At 51.1% G+C, this 15483-nt stretch carries 14 protein-coding genes; all 14 read left to right on the top strand.

The window, feature by feature from the left end; all coding sequences use genetic code 11:
* Positions 1 to 22 precede the first annotated feature (22 nt).
* The 14 genes from ACJJI1_RS22025 to ACJJI1_RS21960 all read left to right on the top strand — a co-directional run bounded on the left by ACJJI1_RS22025 (position 23) and on the right by ACJJI1_RS21960 (position 15388).
* On the top strand, positions 23 to 1408 hold the full coding sequence (locus tag ACJJI1_RS22025) for a glyceraldehyde-3-phosphate dehydrogenase (protein WP_444959409.1): 1386 nt from the start codon (positions 23 to 25) through the stop codon (positions 1406 to 1408).
* A gap of 374 nt (positions 1409 to 1782) precedes the next feature.
* The gene (locus ACJJI1_RS22020; protein WP_444933531.1) at positions 1783 to 3123 is read left to right on the top strand and encodes a Na(+)-translocating NADH-quinone reductase subunit A; all 1341 of its coding nucleotides are present in this window, start codon (positions 1783 to 1785) and stop codon (positions 3121 to 3123) included.
* Positions 3124 to 3125: 2 nt separating this feature from the next.
* Positions 3126 to 4337: an NADH:ubiquinone reductase (Na(+)-transporting) subunit B gene (locus tag ACJJI1_RS22015; RefSeq protein WP_108733655.1), complete on the top strand. Its 1212-nt coding sequence runs from the start codon at positions 3126 to 3128 to the stop codon at positions 4335 to 4337.
* Complete coding sequence (locus ACJJI1_RS22010) at positions 4330 to 5112, top strand: Na(+)-translocating NADH-quinone reductase subunit C (protein ID WP_282932330.1); 783 nt, start codon at positions 4330 to 4332, stop codon at positions 5110 to 5112. Before ACJJI1_RS22015 ends, ACJJI1_RS22010 begins: the two co-directional genes overlap by 8 nt.
* Before the next feature lie 2 nt (positions 5113 to 5114).
* Positions 5115 to 5771: an NADH:ubiquinone reductase (Na(+)-transporting) subunit D gene (locus tag ACJJI1_RS22005; protein WP_282932331.1), complete on the top strand. Its 657-nt coding sequence runs from the start codon at positions 5115 to 5117 to the stop codon at positions 5769 to 5771.
* Positions 5772 to 5822: 51 nt separating this feature from the next.
* Positions 5823 to 6383, top strand: a complete 561-nt coding sequence (gene nqrE, locus ACJJI1_RS22000; protein WP_370452159.1) for an NADH:ubiquinone reductase (Na(+)-transporting) subunit E — start codon at positions 5823 to 5825, stop codon at positions 6381 to 6383.
* Between the two features lie 17 nt (positions 6384 to 6400).
* The gene (gene nqrF, locus ACJJI1_RS21995) at positions 6401 to 7624 is read left to right on the top strand and encodes an NADH:ubiquinone reductase (Na(+)-transporting) subunit F (protein WP_108733652.1); all 1224 of its coding nucleotides are present in this window, start codon (positions 6401 to 6403) and stop codon (positions 7622 to 7624) included.
* Positions 7625 to 7638: 14 nt separating this feature from the next.
* The gene (locus ACJJI1_RS21990; protein WP_444958031.1) at positions 7639 to 8700 is read left to right on the top strand and encodes an FAD:protein FMN transferase; all 1062 of its coding nucleotides are present in this window, start codon (positions 7639 to 7641) and stop codon (positions 8698 to 8700) included.
* Positions 8697 to 8939, top strand: a complete 243-nt coding sequence (gene nqrM / locus ACJJI1_RS21985) for a (Na+)-NQR maturation NqrM (RefSeq protein ID WP_282932334.1) — start codon at positions 8697 to 8699, stop codon at positions 8937 to 8939. Before ACJJI1_RS21990 ends, nqrM begins: the two co-directional genes overlap by 4 nt.
* 147 nt (positions 8940 to 9086) lie before the next feature.
* Positions 9087 to 10484, top strand: coding sequence for a Si-specific NAD(P)(+) transhydrogenase (gene sthA, locus ACJJI1_RS21980; RefSeq protein ID WP_444958030.1), 1398 nt, complete (start codon positions 9087 to 9089; stop codon positions 10482 to 10484).
* Positions 10481 to 10945 carry a thioesterase family protein gene (locus ACJJI1_RS21975; RefSeq protein ID WP_444958029.1) on the top strand — a complete coding sequence of 155 codons (465 nt, stop codon included), beginning with the start codon at positions 10481 to 10483 and terminating at the stop codon, positions 10943 to 10945. Before sthA ends, ACJJI1_RS21975 begins: the two co-directional genes overlap by 4 nt.
* 96 nt (positions 10946 to 11041) lie before the next feature.
* The gene (locus tag ACJJI1_RS21970; RefSeq protein WP_444958028.1) at positions 11042 to 11680 is read left to right on the top strand and encodes a LysE family translocator; all 639 of its coding nucleotides are present in this window, start codon (positions 11042 to 11044) and stop codon (positions 11678 to 11680) included.
* A 777-nt stretch (positions 11681 to 12457) separates the two neighbouring features.
* Positions 12458 to 13159 (top strand): YopT-type cysteine protease domain-containing protein, encoded by a 702-nt coding sequence (locus tag ACJJI1_RS21965; protein WP_413662426.1) that lies wholly within the window; start codon positions 12458 to 12460, stop codon positions 13157 to 13159.
* A gap of 645 nt (positions 13160 to 13804) precedes the next feature.
* Positions 13805 to 15388, top strand: coding sequence for a bifunctional AfsR/SARP family transcriptional regulator/alpha/beta hydrolase (locus tag ACJJI1_RS21960; protein WP_444958027.1), 1584 nt, complete (start codon positions 13805 to 13807; stop codon positions 15386 to 15388).
* The last annotated feature ends 95 nt before the right edge of the window (positions 15389 to 15483 follow it).

The following is a 15483-nucleotide window of genomic DNA, read 5'->3' as shown; positions in this document are numbered from 1 at the left end:
GCGTGAAGCACTGGCTGAATCCATGATCCCGATGATTGGAAAGCTCAACCGTGAGAGCAACGTCGGTATTTATATGTACGGCCGCAACCTGGTTAATCGCTCAGTGCTGAGCATTATGAAAGCGCACCGTTTCGTGCGTCAGGTTGAGGAAAATGAACTCTCCGAGTTTGAAACCTTCCCTGTATTGGAAGCCATCTGCAAGATGGAGCTGGGTCCCGTACATATCGACCTGGGAACCATGACCAACAAGTACATGCGCGATGATCGCGGCTTGTCTGTGGACGAGTTTGTACGTGAAGAGCTGTCCGACGCAGCGGGTGCCGGCAAGCCTCTGCCCGAATCCAAAGATGTTGTGATCTACGGTTTTGGTCGTATCGGCCGTCTGGTTGCCCGCCTGCTGATCGACAAGGCTGGTAGTGGTGATGTTCTGCGTCTGCGCGCTATCGTATTGCGCAAGGGCAAGGCCCCCAACGATTTGGTGAAGCGCGCTTCTCTGCTGCGTCGCGACTCCGTACATGGCGCCTTCCAGGGCACTATCCGTGTGGACGAGGAGACCAACTCCCTGATCTGTAACGGTAACGAAATCAAGATCATCTACGCCAACTCCCCTCAGGAAGTGGATTACACCCAGCACGGTATCGACGATGCGATTATCGTTGACAGCACCGGTGTATGGCGTGATGAAGAAGGTCTGAGCCAGCACCTGCAGAGCCCAGGCGCTTCCAAGGTGCTGCTGACTGCACCGGGCAAGGGCGATATCAAGAATATCGTTTACGGTATCAACAGCAGCGACATCAAGCCGGAAGACAAGGTACTGTCCGCCGCTTCCTGTACCACTAACGCCATCGTGCCTGTCCTGAAAGCGATGATGGATGGCTACGGCGTTGAGCACGGCCATGTAGAAACCGTACACGCCTACACCAACGACCAGAACCTGATCGACAACTACCACAAAGGTGAGCGTCGCGGTCGCGCAGCAGCGCTGAATATGGTTCTGACTGAAACCGGTGCTGCCAAGGCGGTTGCCAAAGCGCTGCCCGAGCTGAAAGGTAAGCTCACCGGCAACGCAATTCGCGTTCCGACTCCTAATGTTTCCATGGCGATCCTTAACCTGAACCTGGGTAAAGAGACCACCAAGGAAGAGCTGAACGAATACATGCGCGATGTGGCACTGCACTCGCCGCTGCGTCAGCAGATCGATTTCACCAACTCCCCGGAAGTGGTGTCCAGCGATTTTGTTGGCTCCCGCGTTGCCTGCGTATTCGATTCCACTGCGACTATCGTGGATGGCAAGAACACTGTGCTTTACTGCTGGTACGACAACGAGTTCGGCTATAGCTGTCAGGTAGTTCGCTGCCTGGAAGATATGGCTGGTGTTCGTTACAAGTTGTTCCCGCAAGAGGACTAAGGTGTCACGCCTCCTCGCCGCAGTCGGTACCCAGATCCGACTGCGGGGTTTCGGCGACTGTTCCAGTCGCCGCACCATATCTCCCCAAATCCCTGTTTTTTCAACAGAAATTTCCAATCTTAGTGCCACTTAAAGACTTTCCAGACTGGTAATGACTCTGGCCCATCTTTATAATGCGCGCGATTTTGCGGGGCGGCCGTGCGCCGAGAAGTTAGCGCGCACATCCTTTTTAGTTAGCTTCCTTCCTCCCGGTTCACGGGTGATACGGCATAAGCCCTCGCAGCACGGAATTCCACAATAGGACCCGTCATCCCAGGCATGGGACGGTGGGTCCTATTGCAATTTTTTTAAACTAGAAACTTAGGCATAGGCGTATGAGAAAGATCCGTCGGGGATTGGACTTACCCATATCCGGCGCGCCCGAGCAGGTCATTCAAAAAGGACCTGCGATCAAGACCGTTGCTGTTCTCGGCCCCGATTATCACGGGATGAAGCCGACAATGGCAGTGGCTGTAGGGGATCGCGTCAATCTTGGTCAGCTGTTGTTTAGCGACAAAAAAACTGAAGGCGTGCGCTACACAGCGCCTGCTGCCGGTCGTGTTGTTGCGATTAACCGTGGCGCTCGTCGTGTTCTGCAATCCGTCGTGATTGGCATAGACGGCGATGCAGCGGAACAGTTCCAAAGCTACAGCGCAGATAAACTGTCTGGTCTGACTCGCGAACAGGTCGTTGAAAACCTGGTTGAGTCCGGCATGTGGACCGCACTGCGCACCCGCCCGTTCAGCCGCGTTCCCGCCCTGGACGCTGAGCCGGTAGCTGTGTTTATCAATGCGATGGACACCAACCCTCTGGCAGCCAATCCAGAAGTAGTGATTGCTGAGAATCCCAAAGCCTTCTCCCAGGGCGTTGAGATTCTTTCCAAGCTGGCAGAAACCACTTACGTCTGTACTGCTCCAGATGCGGATATTCCAGTACCGAGCGCAGCGAATATTCGCCGCGAAACCTTTGCCGGCCCCCATCCGGCAGGCCTGTCCGGTACCCACATCCACTACCTGAAGCCAGTTTCTGGCAACCGCAGTGTATTTACCATTAATTACCAGGATGTGATCGCCGTAGGCAAACTGTTTACCACCGGTAAGCTGTTTACCGATCGCGTCATTTCCCTGGCAGGGCCTCAGGTCAAGCAGCCGCGTCTGCTGCGCACCCGTCTCGGTGCCAGTCTGGAAACCCTGACTTCTGATGAGCTGAAAGGCGATAACGATCGCATCATCTCCGGCTCTGTATTCGGTGGCCGCACCGCTGCTGGCCCGATGGCTTACCTGGGCCGCTATCACAACCAGATTTCTGTACTGGAAGAGGGCGATGAGCGTCCATTCCTGCACTATCTGCGTGCTGGTAATAAGCGTTTCTCTGTATTCCCGATTTACCTGTCGCGCCTGGTGAAGAACAAGCTGTTCAACTTCACCACCAGCACCAACGGTTCTGAGCGTGCCATGGTACCGGTCGGTAGTTATGAGAAAGTCATGCCGCTGGATGTACTGCCCACTCAGTTGCTGCGCTCCCTGATCGTTGGCGATACTGCAATGGCGCAGAAGCTGGGCGCACTGGAGCTGGACGAAGAAGATCTGGCGTTGTGCACCTTTGTGTGTCCGGGCAAGTACGAGTACGGCCCCATTTTGCGGGACAACCTGACCCGTATTGAGAAGGAGGGGTAAGTATGTTGCGTAAATTCCTCGATTCGATCGAACCCAAGTTTCACAAAGGCGGTAAGTTCGAAAAGTTCTACGCCCTGTTTGAAGCGATTGACACCGGTCTGTTCCAGCCGGCAGACAAGACCAAAACCACTGCTCACGTGCGCGACGGTATCGACCTGAAGCGTATTATGATCACCGTTTGGGCTTGTGCCATGATCCCGGCGTTCTACGGTATGTGGAATATCGGTTTCCAGTCCAACACCATTCTGGAAGGTATGACCAACCCGGATCTGTCCGGCTGGCGTCACGCCATTATCGGCGCTCTGACTTCCTACAACCCAGCTAGCCTGTGGGACAACTTTGTCTACGGCGCTATGTACTTCCTGCCTATTTATGCGGTCACTTTTATTGTGGGCGGTATCTGGGAAGTCCTGTTTGCTGCGGTGCGCGGTCACGAAGTCAACGAAGGCTTCTTTGTAACCTCCATCCTGTTCGCCTTGACCTGTCCGCCGGATCTGCCTCTGTGGATGGTGGCTATGGGCATCAGCTTCGGTGTGGTTATCGGTAAGGAAGTATTCGGTGGTACCGGCAAGAACTTCCTCAACCCGGCTCTTACCGGCCGTGCCTTCGTATTCTTTGCCTATCCGGCAGCAATGTCTGGAGATGCGGTTTGGACTGCGGTTGACGGTTATACCGGTGCTACTGCGCTGTCTGTTATGGCCAGCGAAGGTATCCAGAACGGTATCGTCAATGCTGCTGTTGGCCAGGTAACCTGGTTCGACGCTTTCTTCGGCCAGATCCATGGTTCCATTGGTGAAACTTCTACCCTGGCTATCCTGATTGCCGGCGTAATCCTGATGGGCATGAAGATCGCCAGCTGGCGCATCGTAGCCGGCACTCTGCTGGGCATGATGGCCACCTCTTTCATGTTTAACATGATTGGTTCCGAGACCAACCCGATGTTCCAGGTACCCTGGTACTGGCACCTGGTAGTGGGCGGTTTTGCCTTCGGTCTGATCTTTATGACTACGGACCCTGTATCCGCTGCGATGACCAACACCGGTCGCTGGTGGTACGGCATCCTGATCGGGGTGATGGTTGTCCTGATTCGTGTGGTGAACCCGGCCTTCCCGGAAGGCATGATGCTGGCGATTCTGTTCGCCAACCTGTTCGCTCCGCTGTTTGACCACTTTGTGGTGCAGTCCAATATCAAACGGAGGTTGGCACGTGGCTAATAAAGATTCCGTAACCGGTACTCTGATTGTCGCGCTGGTAATGTGCCTGGTGTGCTCCGTAGTGGTATCCACCGCTGCGGTAATGCTGAAGCCTGCCCAGCAGGCGAATGCCGAGCTGGACATGAAGCGCAACGTACTGATGGCTGGCGGCCTGTTGAAAGACTCTCACGCTGATAAAGCGGAAGTCGAAAAGGCCTTCGCCGACGTAAAAATCAAATACGTCGACCTGAATACCGGTAAGTTTACCGATCAGGCTCCGGCTGGTGGCAGTGGTCGCGCTGCTGCCAAGATCCCGTCTGACAGTGAAAAACTGCCGGCTGACGAGGACACTGCCAAAATTATCCGTCGGGAAAATACCAAAGAGGTATACCTGGTAGAAAAAGACGGCAAGCTGGACAAGATCATTCTGCCGATTCGCGGTTATGGCCTGTGGGGCACCCTGTACGGCTTCCTCGCTCTGGAGAGCAACCTCGACACCGTAGCGGGCCTCGGCTTCTACGAGCACAAGGAAACTCCGGGACTGGGTGGTGAAGTTGACAACCCCAACTGGAAAGCCCAGTGGATTGGTAAGAAAGTCTTCAACAACCAGGGCGACGTGGATATCGCAGTGATCAAGGGTCAGGTTAACCCCAACAGCCCAGACGCGATTCACGAAGTAGATGGCCTGTCTGGTGCAACTCTGACCAGTAAGGGCGTTAGCAACCTGGTGAACTTCTGGTTGGGTAACCAGGGTTATGGTCCCTTCCTGAAAAACCTGAAAGCAGGGGAGGCATAAGCATGAAAATCAAAGATACTCTGCTAGAGCCGATTTTTAACAACAACCCGATCGCGCTGCAGATCCTGGGTATCTGTTCTGCACTGGCTGTTACCAGCTCGCTGCAGGTTACCCTGGTAATGTGTATCGCACTGACCTCGGTTGTGGCTTGTTCCAACGTTGCGGTATCCCTGATCCGCAAACAGATCCCGAACAGCATCCGTATCATTGTACAGATGACCGTGATTGCCTCTTTGGTAATCCTGGTGGACCAGCTGATCAAGGCCCTGGCTTACGACATCTCCAAGCAGCTGTCTGTATTCGTTGGTCTGATCATTACCAACTGTATCGTAATGGGCCGTGCGGAAGCCTTCGCTATGAAGAACCCGCCGCTGCCCAGCTTCTTCGACGGTCTTGGTAACGGTCTGGGATACAGTGTGATCCTGATCGGTCTCGCGGTGGTTCGTGAACTCTTCGGCGCCGGCAAACTGTTCGGTGTAGATATCCTGACTACCGTGAGCAACGGCGGTTGGTATATCCCCAACGGCCTGCTGCTGTTGCCGCCGAGTGCATTCTTCCTGATCGGCCTGTTCATCTGGGCAATCCGTGCCTGGAAACCGGCACAGGTGGAAGAAGATGAGTTCAAGATTGCGCCTAATTCCCAAGCGCAGGAGGCCTAATCCGTGGAACATTATATTTCTTTGATTATCCGCGCCGTTTTCGTTGAAAACATGGCGCTGGCCTTCTTCCTCGGTATGTGTACCTTCCTGGCGGTATCGAAGAAGATCGAGGCCGCTATTGGCCTGGGTGTTGCGGTTATCGTGGTGCTGACTCTGACAGTACCAGTGAACAACCTGATCTACACCTACCTGCTGAAAGACGGTGCACTGGCCTGGGCCGGTTACCCCGACGTGGACCTGAGCTTCCTCGGCCTGTTGTCCTACATCGGTGTAATTGCGGCACTGGTACAGATCCTGGAGATGTTCCTGGATAAATATGTACCGGCTCTCTACAACGCGCTGGGTGTATTCCTGCCGCTGATTACCGTGAACTGCGCCATCATGGGTGCTTCCTTGTTCATGGTTGAGCGCGAGTACGCGTTTGGCGAGAGTGTTGCCTATGGCTTCGGTGCCGGCCTCGGCTGGGCACTGGCGATTACCGCTCTGGCCGGTATTCGTGAAAAGCTGAAGTACAGTGACGTTCCGGATGGCCTGAAAGGTCTGGGTATCACCTTCGTAACTGTTGGTCTGATGTCCCTGGGCTTCATGTCCTTCGGCGGCATCGATATCTAAGCGGGGAAAACAATAGAATGAGTATTGAAATTATCCTCGGCGTAGCGATGTTTACCGTCATCGTTTTGGCGCTGGTAGCGGTGATCCTTGCGGCCCGCTCGCGCCTGGTAAACACCGGCAACGTCAACATCCTGGTTAACGGTGAGAAGACTCTCACCGTACCGGCCGGCGGCAAGCTGCTGCAAACCCTGGCTGCCAACAACCTGTTCCTGGCCTCCGCCTGTGGCGGCGGCGGCAGCTGTGCGCAGTGTATCTGTAAGGTGAATTCCGGTGGTGGCGATATGCTGCCGACTGAAGCGGCTCACTTTACCCCGCGCGATGCAAAAGAAGGCAAGCGTCTTTCCTGTCAGGTTGCGGTTAAGCAAGACATGGAAATCGAAGTGCCGGAAGAGGTGTTTGGTGTTAAGCAGTGGGAGTGCACTGTGGAATCCAACCCGAACGTGGCCACCTTTATTAAAGAGCTGACCCTGCGTCTGCCCGAAGGTGAAAATGTTGACTTCCGCGCTGGCGGTTACGTACAGCTGGAAGCGCCGGCTCACCATGTTAAGTTTGCTGACTTCGATGTCGAAGAGCAGTACCGTGGCGACTGGGAGCACTTTGGCTTCTTCAAGCTGGAGTCCAAAGTGACCGAGCCAGTGGTTCGCGCTTACTCCATGGCTAACTACCCGGAAGAGAAAGGTGTTGTTAAGTTCAACATCCGTATCGCGACTCCGCCGCCCCGCACTGAGGGCATCCCGCCGGGTCAGATGTCTTCCTACGTTTTCAGCCTGAAGGCAGGTGACAAGATTAAGGTGTACGGTCCCTTCGGTGAGTTCTTCGCCAAGGAAACTGATAACGAAATGGTATTTATCGGCGGTGGTGCCGGTATGGCGCCAATGCGTTCACACATCTTTGATCAGCTCAAGCGCCTGAATTCCACCCGTAAGATCAGCTTCTGGTACGGTGCGCGCTCCCTGCGCGAGATGTTCTACGAAGATGACTACAACGGTCTGGCTTCCGAGTTCGATAACTTCCAGTGGCATGTGGCTCTGTCCGACCCACAGCCGGAAGACAATTGGACGGGTTACACCGGATTCATCCACAACGTGGTATATGAAAACTACCTGAAGGACCACCCGGCTCCAGAAGATTGTGAGTACTACATGTGTGGGCCGCCCATGATGAACGCGGCAGTCATCAATATGCTCAAAGACTTGGGTGTAGAAGATGAAAATATCCTGCTGGATGACTTCGGCGGATAATTGGAGGGCTTAGCTTGCTAAAAGCAATCACAGGCCCGACAAACTCAAAAACAGGGCCCGTCTTTACGGCCCTGTTTTTGCTTTGGGCGGCTGTAATTTTATCGGCTTGTGCTCCTTCGCCGGAGTCCTGGCAGTTGGCTGGCCGCACCATGGGAACCAGCTATCACATCACCGTCGTTCAGGTGCCCTCTGGGCTGAAGCAGGGTGAGTTGCAGCAGTTGATCGACGATGAGTTGCAGCAGGTCAACCAGGAGATGTCGACCTATATCGACGACTCTGAGTTAATGCGCTTTAACCAAAGCCCGGTAGGGCAGGCGATCCCGGTTAGCCAACACTTGGCAGATGTACTGGAAATGTCCCTGGATATTTATCGCCGCAGTGAAGGCGCTTTCGAGGTGACGGTCGGCCCTCTGGTCAACTTGTGGGGTTTTGGTCCCCAGCCCGAACCGGAGCATATCCCCTCAGATAAAGACATTGCCGATCTGCTAACCGTCGTCGGTTCCGATGCGTTAACCCTGACCCGTAAGCCAGACACTGTTATCAAGAGCCGCCCCGTTGAGGTGGATCTTTCAGCGATTGCCAAGGGCCATGGAGTTGATCGGGTTGCCGAGCTATTGGAAGACCTGGGTGTTCGAAACTACTTGGTCGAAATTGGCGGTGAACTGCGAACTAAGGGTGTGAATCCAAAGGGTAAGACCTGGGTAATTGGCATTGAAGTACCCAGCGCGGCAGGTCAGATGGTGCAGGAGCCGATCGCGGTGAGCGGGAAGGCAGTAGCTACGAGTGGAGACTATCGCAACTACTACGAAAGGGATGGTGTTCGTTACTCCCATAGCATTGACCCACGCTCCGGACGGTCCATCAGGCACAAATTGGCATCGGTAACCGTTATTGCCGACACCTGTGCTGAAGCCGATGGTCTGGCTACCGCGATCAATGTCCTCGGTGCTGATGCCGGCATGGCGCTGGCTGAAAGAGATAATCTAGCCGTCTTTATGGTGGTGAAAACTGATTCAGGTTTCGAAGAGCGTTCTAGCTCTGGCTTTAAACCTTATGTAGAGAGGTCTGAGAAGTGACAATTTTCATATTTGCCTTTGTGGCCATGTTGCTCGTTGTTGCCGGTATGGCGATCGGGGCCATGGTTCAGAACAAACCGTTGAAGGGAACTTGTGGCGGGCTCAACAATATCGGCATGAAGCAGGATTGCACAGTCTGCGGTGGCGATGACGATGAGTGTGAAAAGGAACAGGAGAGACAAAGACAGCAGCAGATGACTGCCGAAGATCTCGCTTACGACGCATCTAAACGCAAGTAAGCTTTCCCTCTCCAACAAGCCCGTGATCAACGGGCTTGTTGTTTTATGTCATTGGCACAGCTGGTGCCGATAACCGTATATTTAGTATTGAGTAAATGGCGTTAGCGCGCTGTGGACTCCGTTTGGAAAATAGAATTAGAGCATTTAATGGCAGAGCAAAAGTTTGACCTGGTAGTAATTGGTTCTGGCCCGGCTGGAGAGGCCGCCGCAATGAGCGCAGCAAAAAAGGGCATGCGCGTTGCGGTTATTGAAAAGCGCCAAGTGGTTGGTGGTAATTGTACTCACAAAGGTACCATTCCCTCCAAGGCGCTGCGCCACTCTGTCAAACAGTTGATGCGTTATAACACCCAGAGCGTTTTTCGCGCATTGGGTGAACCCCGCCGCCTTACTTTCCCCCAGGTAATGCAGACGGTGAATAAAGTCATTTCCTATCAGGTGGAAATGCACACTTCTTTTTATGCCCGCAACCGGGTTGAGCTGATCGTCGGCGAAGCCAAGTTCCGCGATGAACATACTGTCGAGGTGCTTATGCCCGATGGTGCGGCGGAAACTATTACCGCGAAGAAATTTATTATTGCTACTGGCTCACGCCCTTATCGCCCCGCCGATGTAGACTTTGATCACGAACGGGTCTACGACAGCGATATGATCCTGGACATGCGGCACACCCCTCACTCCATTATGATCTATGGTGCTGGTGTTATCGGCTGTGAATACGCGTCTATCTTTGCTGGCCTCGGCGTTAAGGTGGATTTGATTAATACCCGTAACAGCCTGCTGGAATTTCTCGATGATGAGATTTCTGATGCGCTGAGCTATCACCTGCGGGATATGGGCGTGACTGTTCGCCACCAGGAGGAGTATGCGCGGGTACTGCCCAATGAGCAGGGCGTAATTATGGAGATGCAGTCCGGTAAACGTATTCATGCGGATGCACTGCTCTGGTGTAATGGTCGTACTGGCAATACCAGCTCCCTCGGCTTGGAGAATGTCGGTCTGGAAGCGAACCATCGCGGACAATTGAGCGTTGATGACCACTATTGCACCGAAATTGAAAATATCTTTGCGGTAGGTGATGTGATTGGCTGGCCCAGCCTTGCCAGTGCCTCTTATGACCAGGGGCGTGCGGTTGCAGCAGCGATTGCGGGCCGTGGCCATCGAGTAATTGAAGATGCGCCTACCGGGATTTATACCCTTCCAGAGATTTCCTCTGTGGGTAAAACCGAATCAGAGCTCACCGCAGCCAAAGTACCCTACGAAGTTGGCCGCGCACTGTTCAAGCACACTGCGCGGGCGCAGATTTCTGGTGAGCGCGTAGGCATGCTCAAGATTTTGTTCCATATCGAGACTCACGAAATCCTGGGCATTCACTGCTTTGGAGCAGAGGCTGCTGAGATTGTGCATATTGGTCAGGCCATTATGAAACAACCAGCACCGAATAATTCAATCGATTATTTCGTTAATACCACCTTTAACTACCCCACCATGGCAGAGGCATATCGCAGTGCTGCACTGGATGGGCTCAACCGGGTTGCCCGCCTATGACAGAACCCTCACCCAGTGAGTTTCAGGCGTTGGTAAAGGAATTTTTTGAGCAGATTCCTTTTAATCAACAAATTGGACTTGAGATGCGCGACCTGGACCTGGAGGCGCTCACACTTTCCGCAGGCTTTGAACTGACCCCACAGTTGATCGGCAATGTGTGGAAGAACATCCTGCACGGTGGCGTAATTGCCACCGCCCTGGATACGGTTGGTGGTTTGACCGCAATGGTCGCCGCCTACCAGCATCTGGGAGATGTGCACTGGAAAGAAAAAGTGGATCGCCTATTAAAGCTGGGTACGGTCGACATGCGTGTAGACTACCTAAAGCCGGGCAGGGGAGAACACTTTCTCTGCCATGGCTCAATTCTGCGCACCGGTAACAAGCTGGTTGTAACGAGAATGGAGTTGATTAACGACACGGATGAATTGATTGCTACCGGTACGGCAACTTACCTGTATTGACCTTAGTCCGAGCCAACCCTTGGCTCGGAGACCTCCTTAGATATACCCCTTAGATGTACCCCTTATCCACTGGCTTTCTTTAAGGTGTTTATTGTTATGAGTGAAATTCTCGCATTTGCTGCAATCTCTCTTTTGTTGGTTATTTCACCAGGGCCGAACAGCGTCCTGATTCTTAAAACAGTAGCTAGTAGGGGGCTGAGGCCGGGAGTAGAGAATATTTTTGGGCTGGTTTCAGCAACATTTGCCCATGGTGCCATTTCAATTTTGGGCTTGTCGGCGATTATATTGCAGTCGTCTGAGGTTTATACAATTATCAAATATCTTGGGGCTGCCTACCTGGTTTATTTGGGTGTGAAAACGATATTAGCCACGCTGTCAAAATCGTCCGTGAAGGATACAGGGGATGAATTGTCACCAATTACAGCAGCTCCTGGGAACTCATACCGAAATTTTGGTGAGGGCTTTCTAACCCAGATTCTTAACCCCAAGGTATCGATGTTTTATCTCGCGGCCTTTCCGCAGTTTATCTCAGTTGGCAGCTCTAGTTACTATGAGGCTTTCCTGCTGGTCTCACTTCATGCATCAATAATATTCCTGTGGTTTCTGGCACTTGCGACTATGTTGTCGAAGTGGAAAGTGGCTTCCATTGGTGGGAATATGCAAAGATGGGTTCAGCGTTTTAGTGGTGGCCTATTGATTGGTTTTGGCAGTTTAGTGGTTCGCCAGGACACTTAAGATTCTCTCGTGTAACTGATGTTGTTTCCAGGGCTTCCAGTATTTATTCCTTCCGCCCTAGGTTAAAACTTTCCCTGGCGGGTATGGAGCACAACAATAGCAGTATCCCTCCGAGACAAAAAAGAGCCACGATGTAGTGGCTCTTTAGCCTTTTTGATCCAAGTTCATTGATTCTTTCTTCTGATCGTTTGTTTATGTCTCTTTTGAGTACGTTATGCGGTGTAACGAAAGGTACGGATTGGTGCCTGTTTATCGAGGGTAATGAAATCATTGTATTGATTTAAAATTAACTGGGTGTTTAGTCAAATTGCTGTACTGATAAGTATATTTAAAACCGGTCTCTATTCAGAGGCTCCTTAAGTAAACCGAAATACCTTGTTGCCTGTAGTGAATTTTAAATAACAGTAATTATTTTGTGGTTGTTTTGCCTGATGGCGACATTGATCGCTTGTCGTGGACTTGTAGTCTGTAAAAATATAGCATGTTGAAAACGTTATATTTTCGACCATTCAAACTAATATAGTCATTGCTAAGCTGCGTTTTAATTTTAAGGTTCCCTTAAAGGTGGGTGATGCCTCAGTGTTTTATTTGTCACTTTCTTGTGATGAGTTGATCGGTTGAGGTGCAGTCTTTGAATTTTTTGTCGTGGTTTTTAAAGGAAATGTTCGGGTGATATTTTTTATAATAATAATTAATCACTAAATTTGCACATTGTTTGCATAAAGTCCGGATAATATAAATAAAGCCGAATATTCGGTTGTGATGTGAGGATAAAAAATGCCAAGTTTACTGAATAGTGATGCAAGTGCGTCCAATTACGGTGGGCAGTTAACCTGGAAATTCAGTCAGGGAAGCTATTCAAAAATCACCAAAAAGCATCCGCATACCAAGGGTGGGATTTGTGAGGCTCTGTCAGTTAGCTGGGTCAGTAAAGCCCTTCAGTCGGGGCTTCAGGATGCGTTAACTACCGGTGGCAGTATTGATGATACAAAAATAGCCGTGGTCGCTCAGAGATTTGCCTCTATGTATCGATTTAAGTTTGCAAATGGAACTGAGGGTAGGCCTAGCACATCTTTTGAGATGATTAAGGAGACTAAACAATATTTGGAATCTCAGGGGTTTCGCAATATTGGGCAGGCGGGTAGCGGTATTGCACAGAAGAAGAAAAGTCCTTCGTTGAAAGATCAGTTCGCCGCATCTTTCGATGTTCTTGAATCCAAAGACTGCTTCAAACAGCAGTCCAATACTATCCACTGCGTCTTAAGGACAGCTGGTACTGGTTGGGGACATGCGATGGCATTTCGTGTTGAGCCATCTGCGGATAAAGTAAGTTATTTTTTTGATCCTAATAAGGGTGAGTTTAAATTTCTTAAATATTCACAATTTAGAAAGTGGTATGAGCACTATCATAGTGATTCGAGATTATATAGAACATCAAGGGCTTTGGGGTTTGATATCTTTGTTCATAGCGACAGATAAATTAGGACTTGTGAGTTAGCGCTTGCGCATTTGAAGAGCACTTTGGATAGTTGGGTAGGGTGTCTACGGGTTGTAAACCTAGAGGAGCCGCTCTCCCTTCTACTTTTGACTCATACGGTTCTTTACTGATAACCCTTCCGTAAGTTTGTTTTAGTGTGAGTTTCTAAGGGCCTTTTGTGCGTCAAAGCTCCAAATATTGGCCTAGGCTATTAGTCCCATACTGACATAGTTTTGATTTTGAAAATGGGTTTTTAACTCCTTTCCGATATAGTTGTCCGGCTTCTCAATATGTTTGCTCTACTTCTTGTTGCCGCCCATTATATGTTGGGGGTATCTAGCCTTTCTCTGGGGCCCATTTGGGGCATTTTCAGTATCTCCTGATAAGGCTATCGAGCCCGATTAATTCTTCGATTCCACTCTAAACCATAAAGAAGCCCAATGGAGTGTGCTTTCTTGGCCAGATTTAAGCTCCATTGCGGCGTTGGTATTCTCATTGCTATCTATCTTGGAATAAGCGGTTTTGGCAGAGGGTTTCACATCTTTCGCGAACGGTGTTTGCAGCTAACAATTATCCCTGAGAAAATCACCGGCGCCTTTCTCTGAGAACTGCTAGTACCTTACATTTCAGGGGTTAATAACTTATCAATGGGAATCTCAATCCAAATGCTGGGCGACCTGCTGGTCTCCCGTGATGGCAGCCCAGTTAATCTACCACCTTCAAGAAAAACTCGAGCACTTTTGGCTTTCTTACTGTTGGCTGCGAGACCTCACAGGAGAGATCGCTTATGTGAGATATTTTGGGAGCTGCCCGATGATCCGCGTGCTTCCCTGCGCTGGTCTTTGAGTAAAATTCGATCCATTGTCAACGACCCAGAAATAGAGCGCCTCATTGCTGATAGAGAGCGTGTCAGCTTGGATACGGAAGGCATTTGTATTGATGTTGCCGAAATAGCACTTAAGCTTGATTCCCCCGGCGTTCTGACAGCAGAGCTGGAAGATATCCATCGACAGCTGCAGGAGCCTTTCCTGGATGGGATCGATCTTCCCGATCAAGAACTATTTCAACGGTGGTTGCTGTCTGAACGACAAGAGATTGTTCAATTGCAAGGGAGGGTACTGTCCCGCTTGTCCTCTCACCCGGGTGTTCCTATACCGGACCAGTTAACTTGGGCCCGCAGCTGGGTGGCATTGGAGCCCTATAACCCAAACGCTGCAACGCAGTTACTGCATTTGTTGAGCTCATTGGGATTGAGTAGCGAAGTGGAGTTCGAACGGGCAAGGCTTGCTGACCGATTCCGCAAAGCAGGCATTACATGGTCGCCCTGCAGGCTTGGTGAGTCGGTAGTTCAGAAATCCGGTGATGATTTAGCTACGGGGCGTAAACTGCTAACTCAACAGAAGGTTGAGTTTTGTACGGCCAGCGATGGTGTGCGTATTGCCTATGCCAAGATGGGAGAGGGGCTTCCTATAGTTAAAGCCGCAAACTGGTTGAGTCATTTAGAGCATGATTGGGATTCTCCGATATGGAGTCCATTGTTTCGGGAGCTTTCTGTCGACCACCAGTTTATTCGTTACGATGAGCGTGGGAATGGCCTTTCGGATTGGGAGGTTGAAAATATCTCTTTTGAGTCGTTTGTTACAGACCTTGAGACTGTCGTCGATGCCTGTGAAGTTGATAACTTTACTTTGCTAGGTATATCGCAAGGAGCGGCAGTATCTATTGAATATGCAGTAAGACACCCAGAGCGAGTTAGGCAGCTGATTTTGTTTGGGGGTTATCACGCAGGTTGGCGAATAGGTGCCAGTGAGGCCACGGTAAAAGAGCGCGAAGCAGTAATGACCCTGACAGCGACGGGCTGGGGACAGGATAATCCTGCTTATCGGCAGATTTTTTCCACGACATTTATGCCAAGCGCGAATGCCAGGGAATTAGAGTGGTTTAATGAGTTTCAGCGGCTGACTACTTCGCCGGAAAATGCTGTCCGCTTCCTATCGGTTTTTGGCAGTATTGATGTGCGGGACAAGCTTAAAGAGATTAATGTGCCCACTTTAGTGATCCATTCACTAGGGGACCAGCGTATCCCTGTTCAAACGGGCTGTGAAATTGCTTCTGCTATACCTGGTGCTCGATTTGTTGGTCTTAATAGCGACGGTCACTTACTCCTGGGGCGGGAGCCTGCTTCCAATGTATTTGTGGAGGAGGTTCGTCAATTTATATCAAAGCATTAATCGCTGATAGTGATGCTTATAAAAATAATAAGAGGGAGGGCGGCTCTGCGGTGCAGCCACCCTGCTCAAAAACCACCAACTAAAGCTCTCAAGGG

Source organism: Microbulbifer maximicatervae (SeqCode) (genome assembly GCF_052467065.1).
Note: the sequence above shows the minus strand (reverse complement) of the source record. Positions and strands in the feature narration are given on the sequence as shown.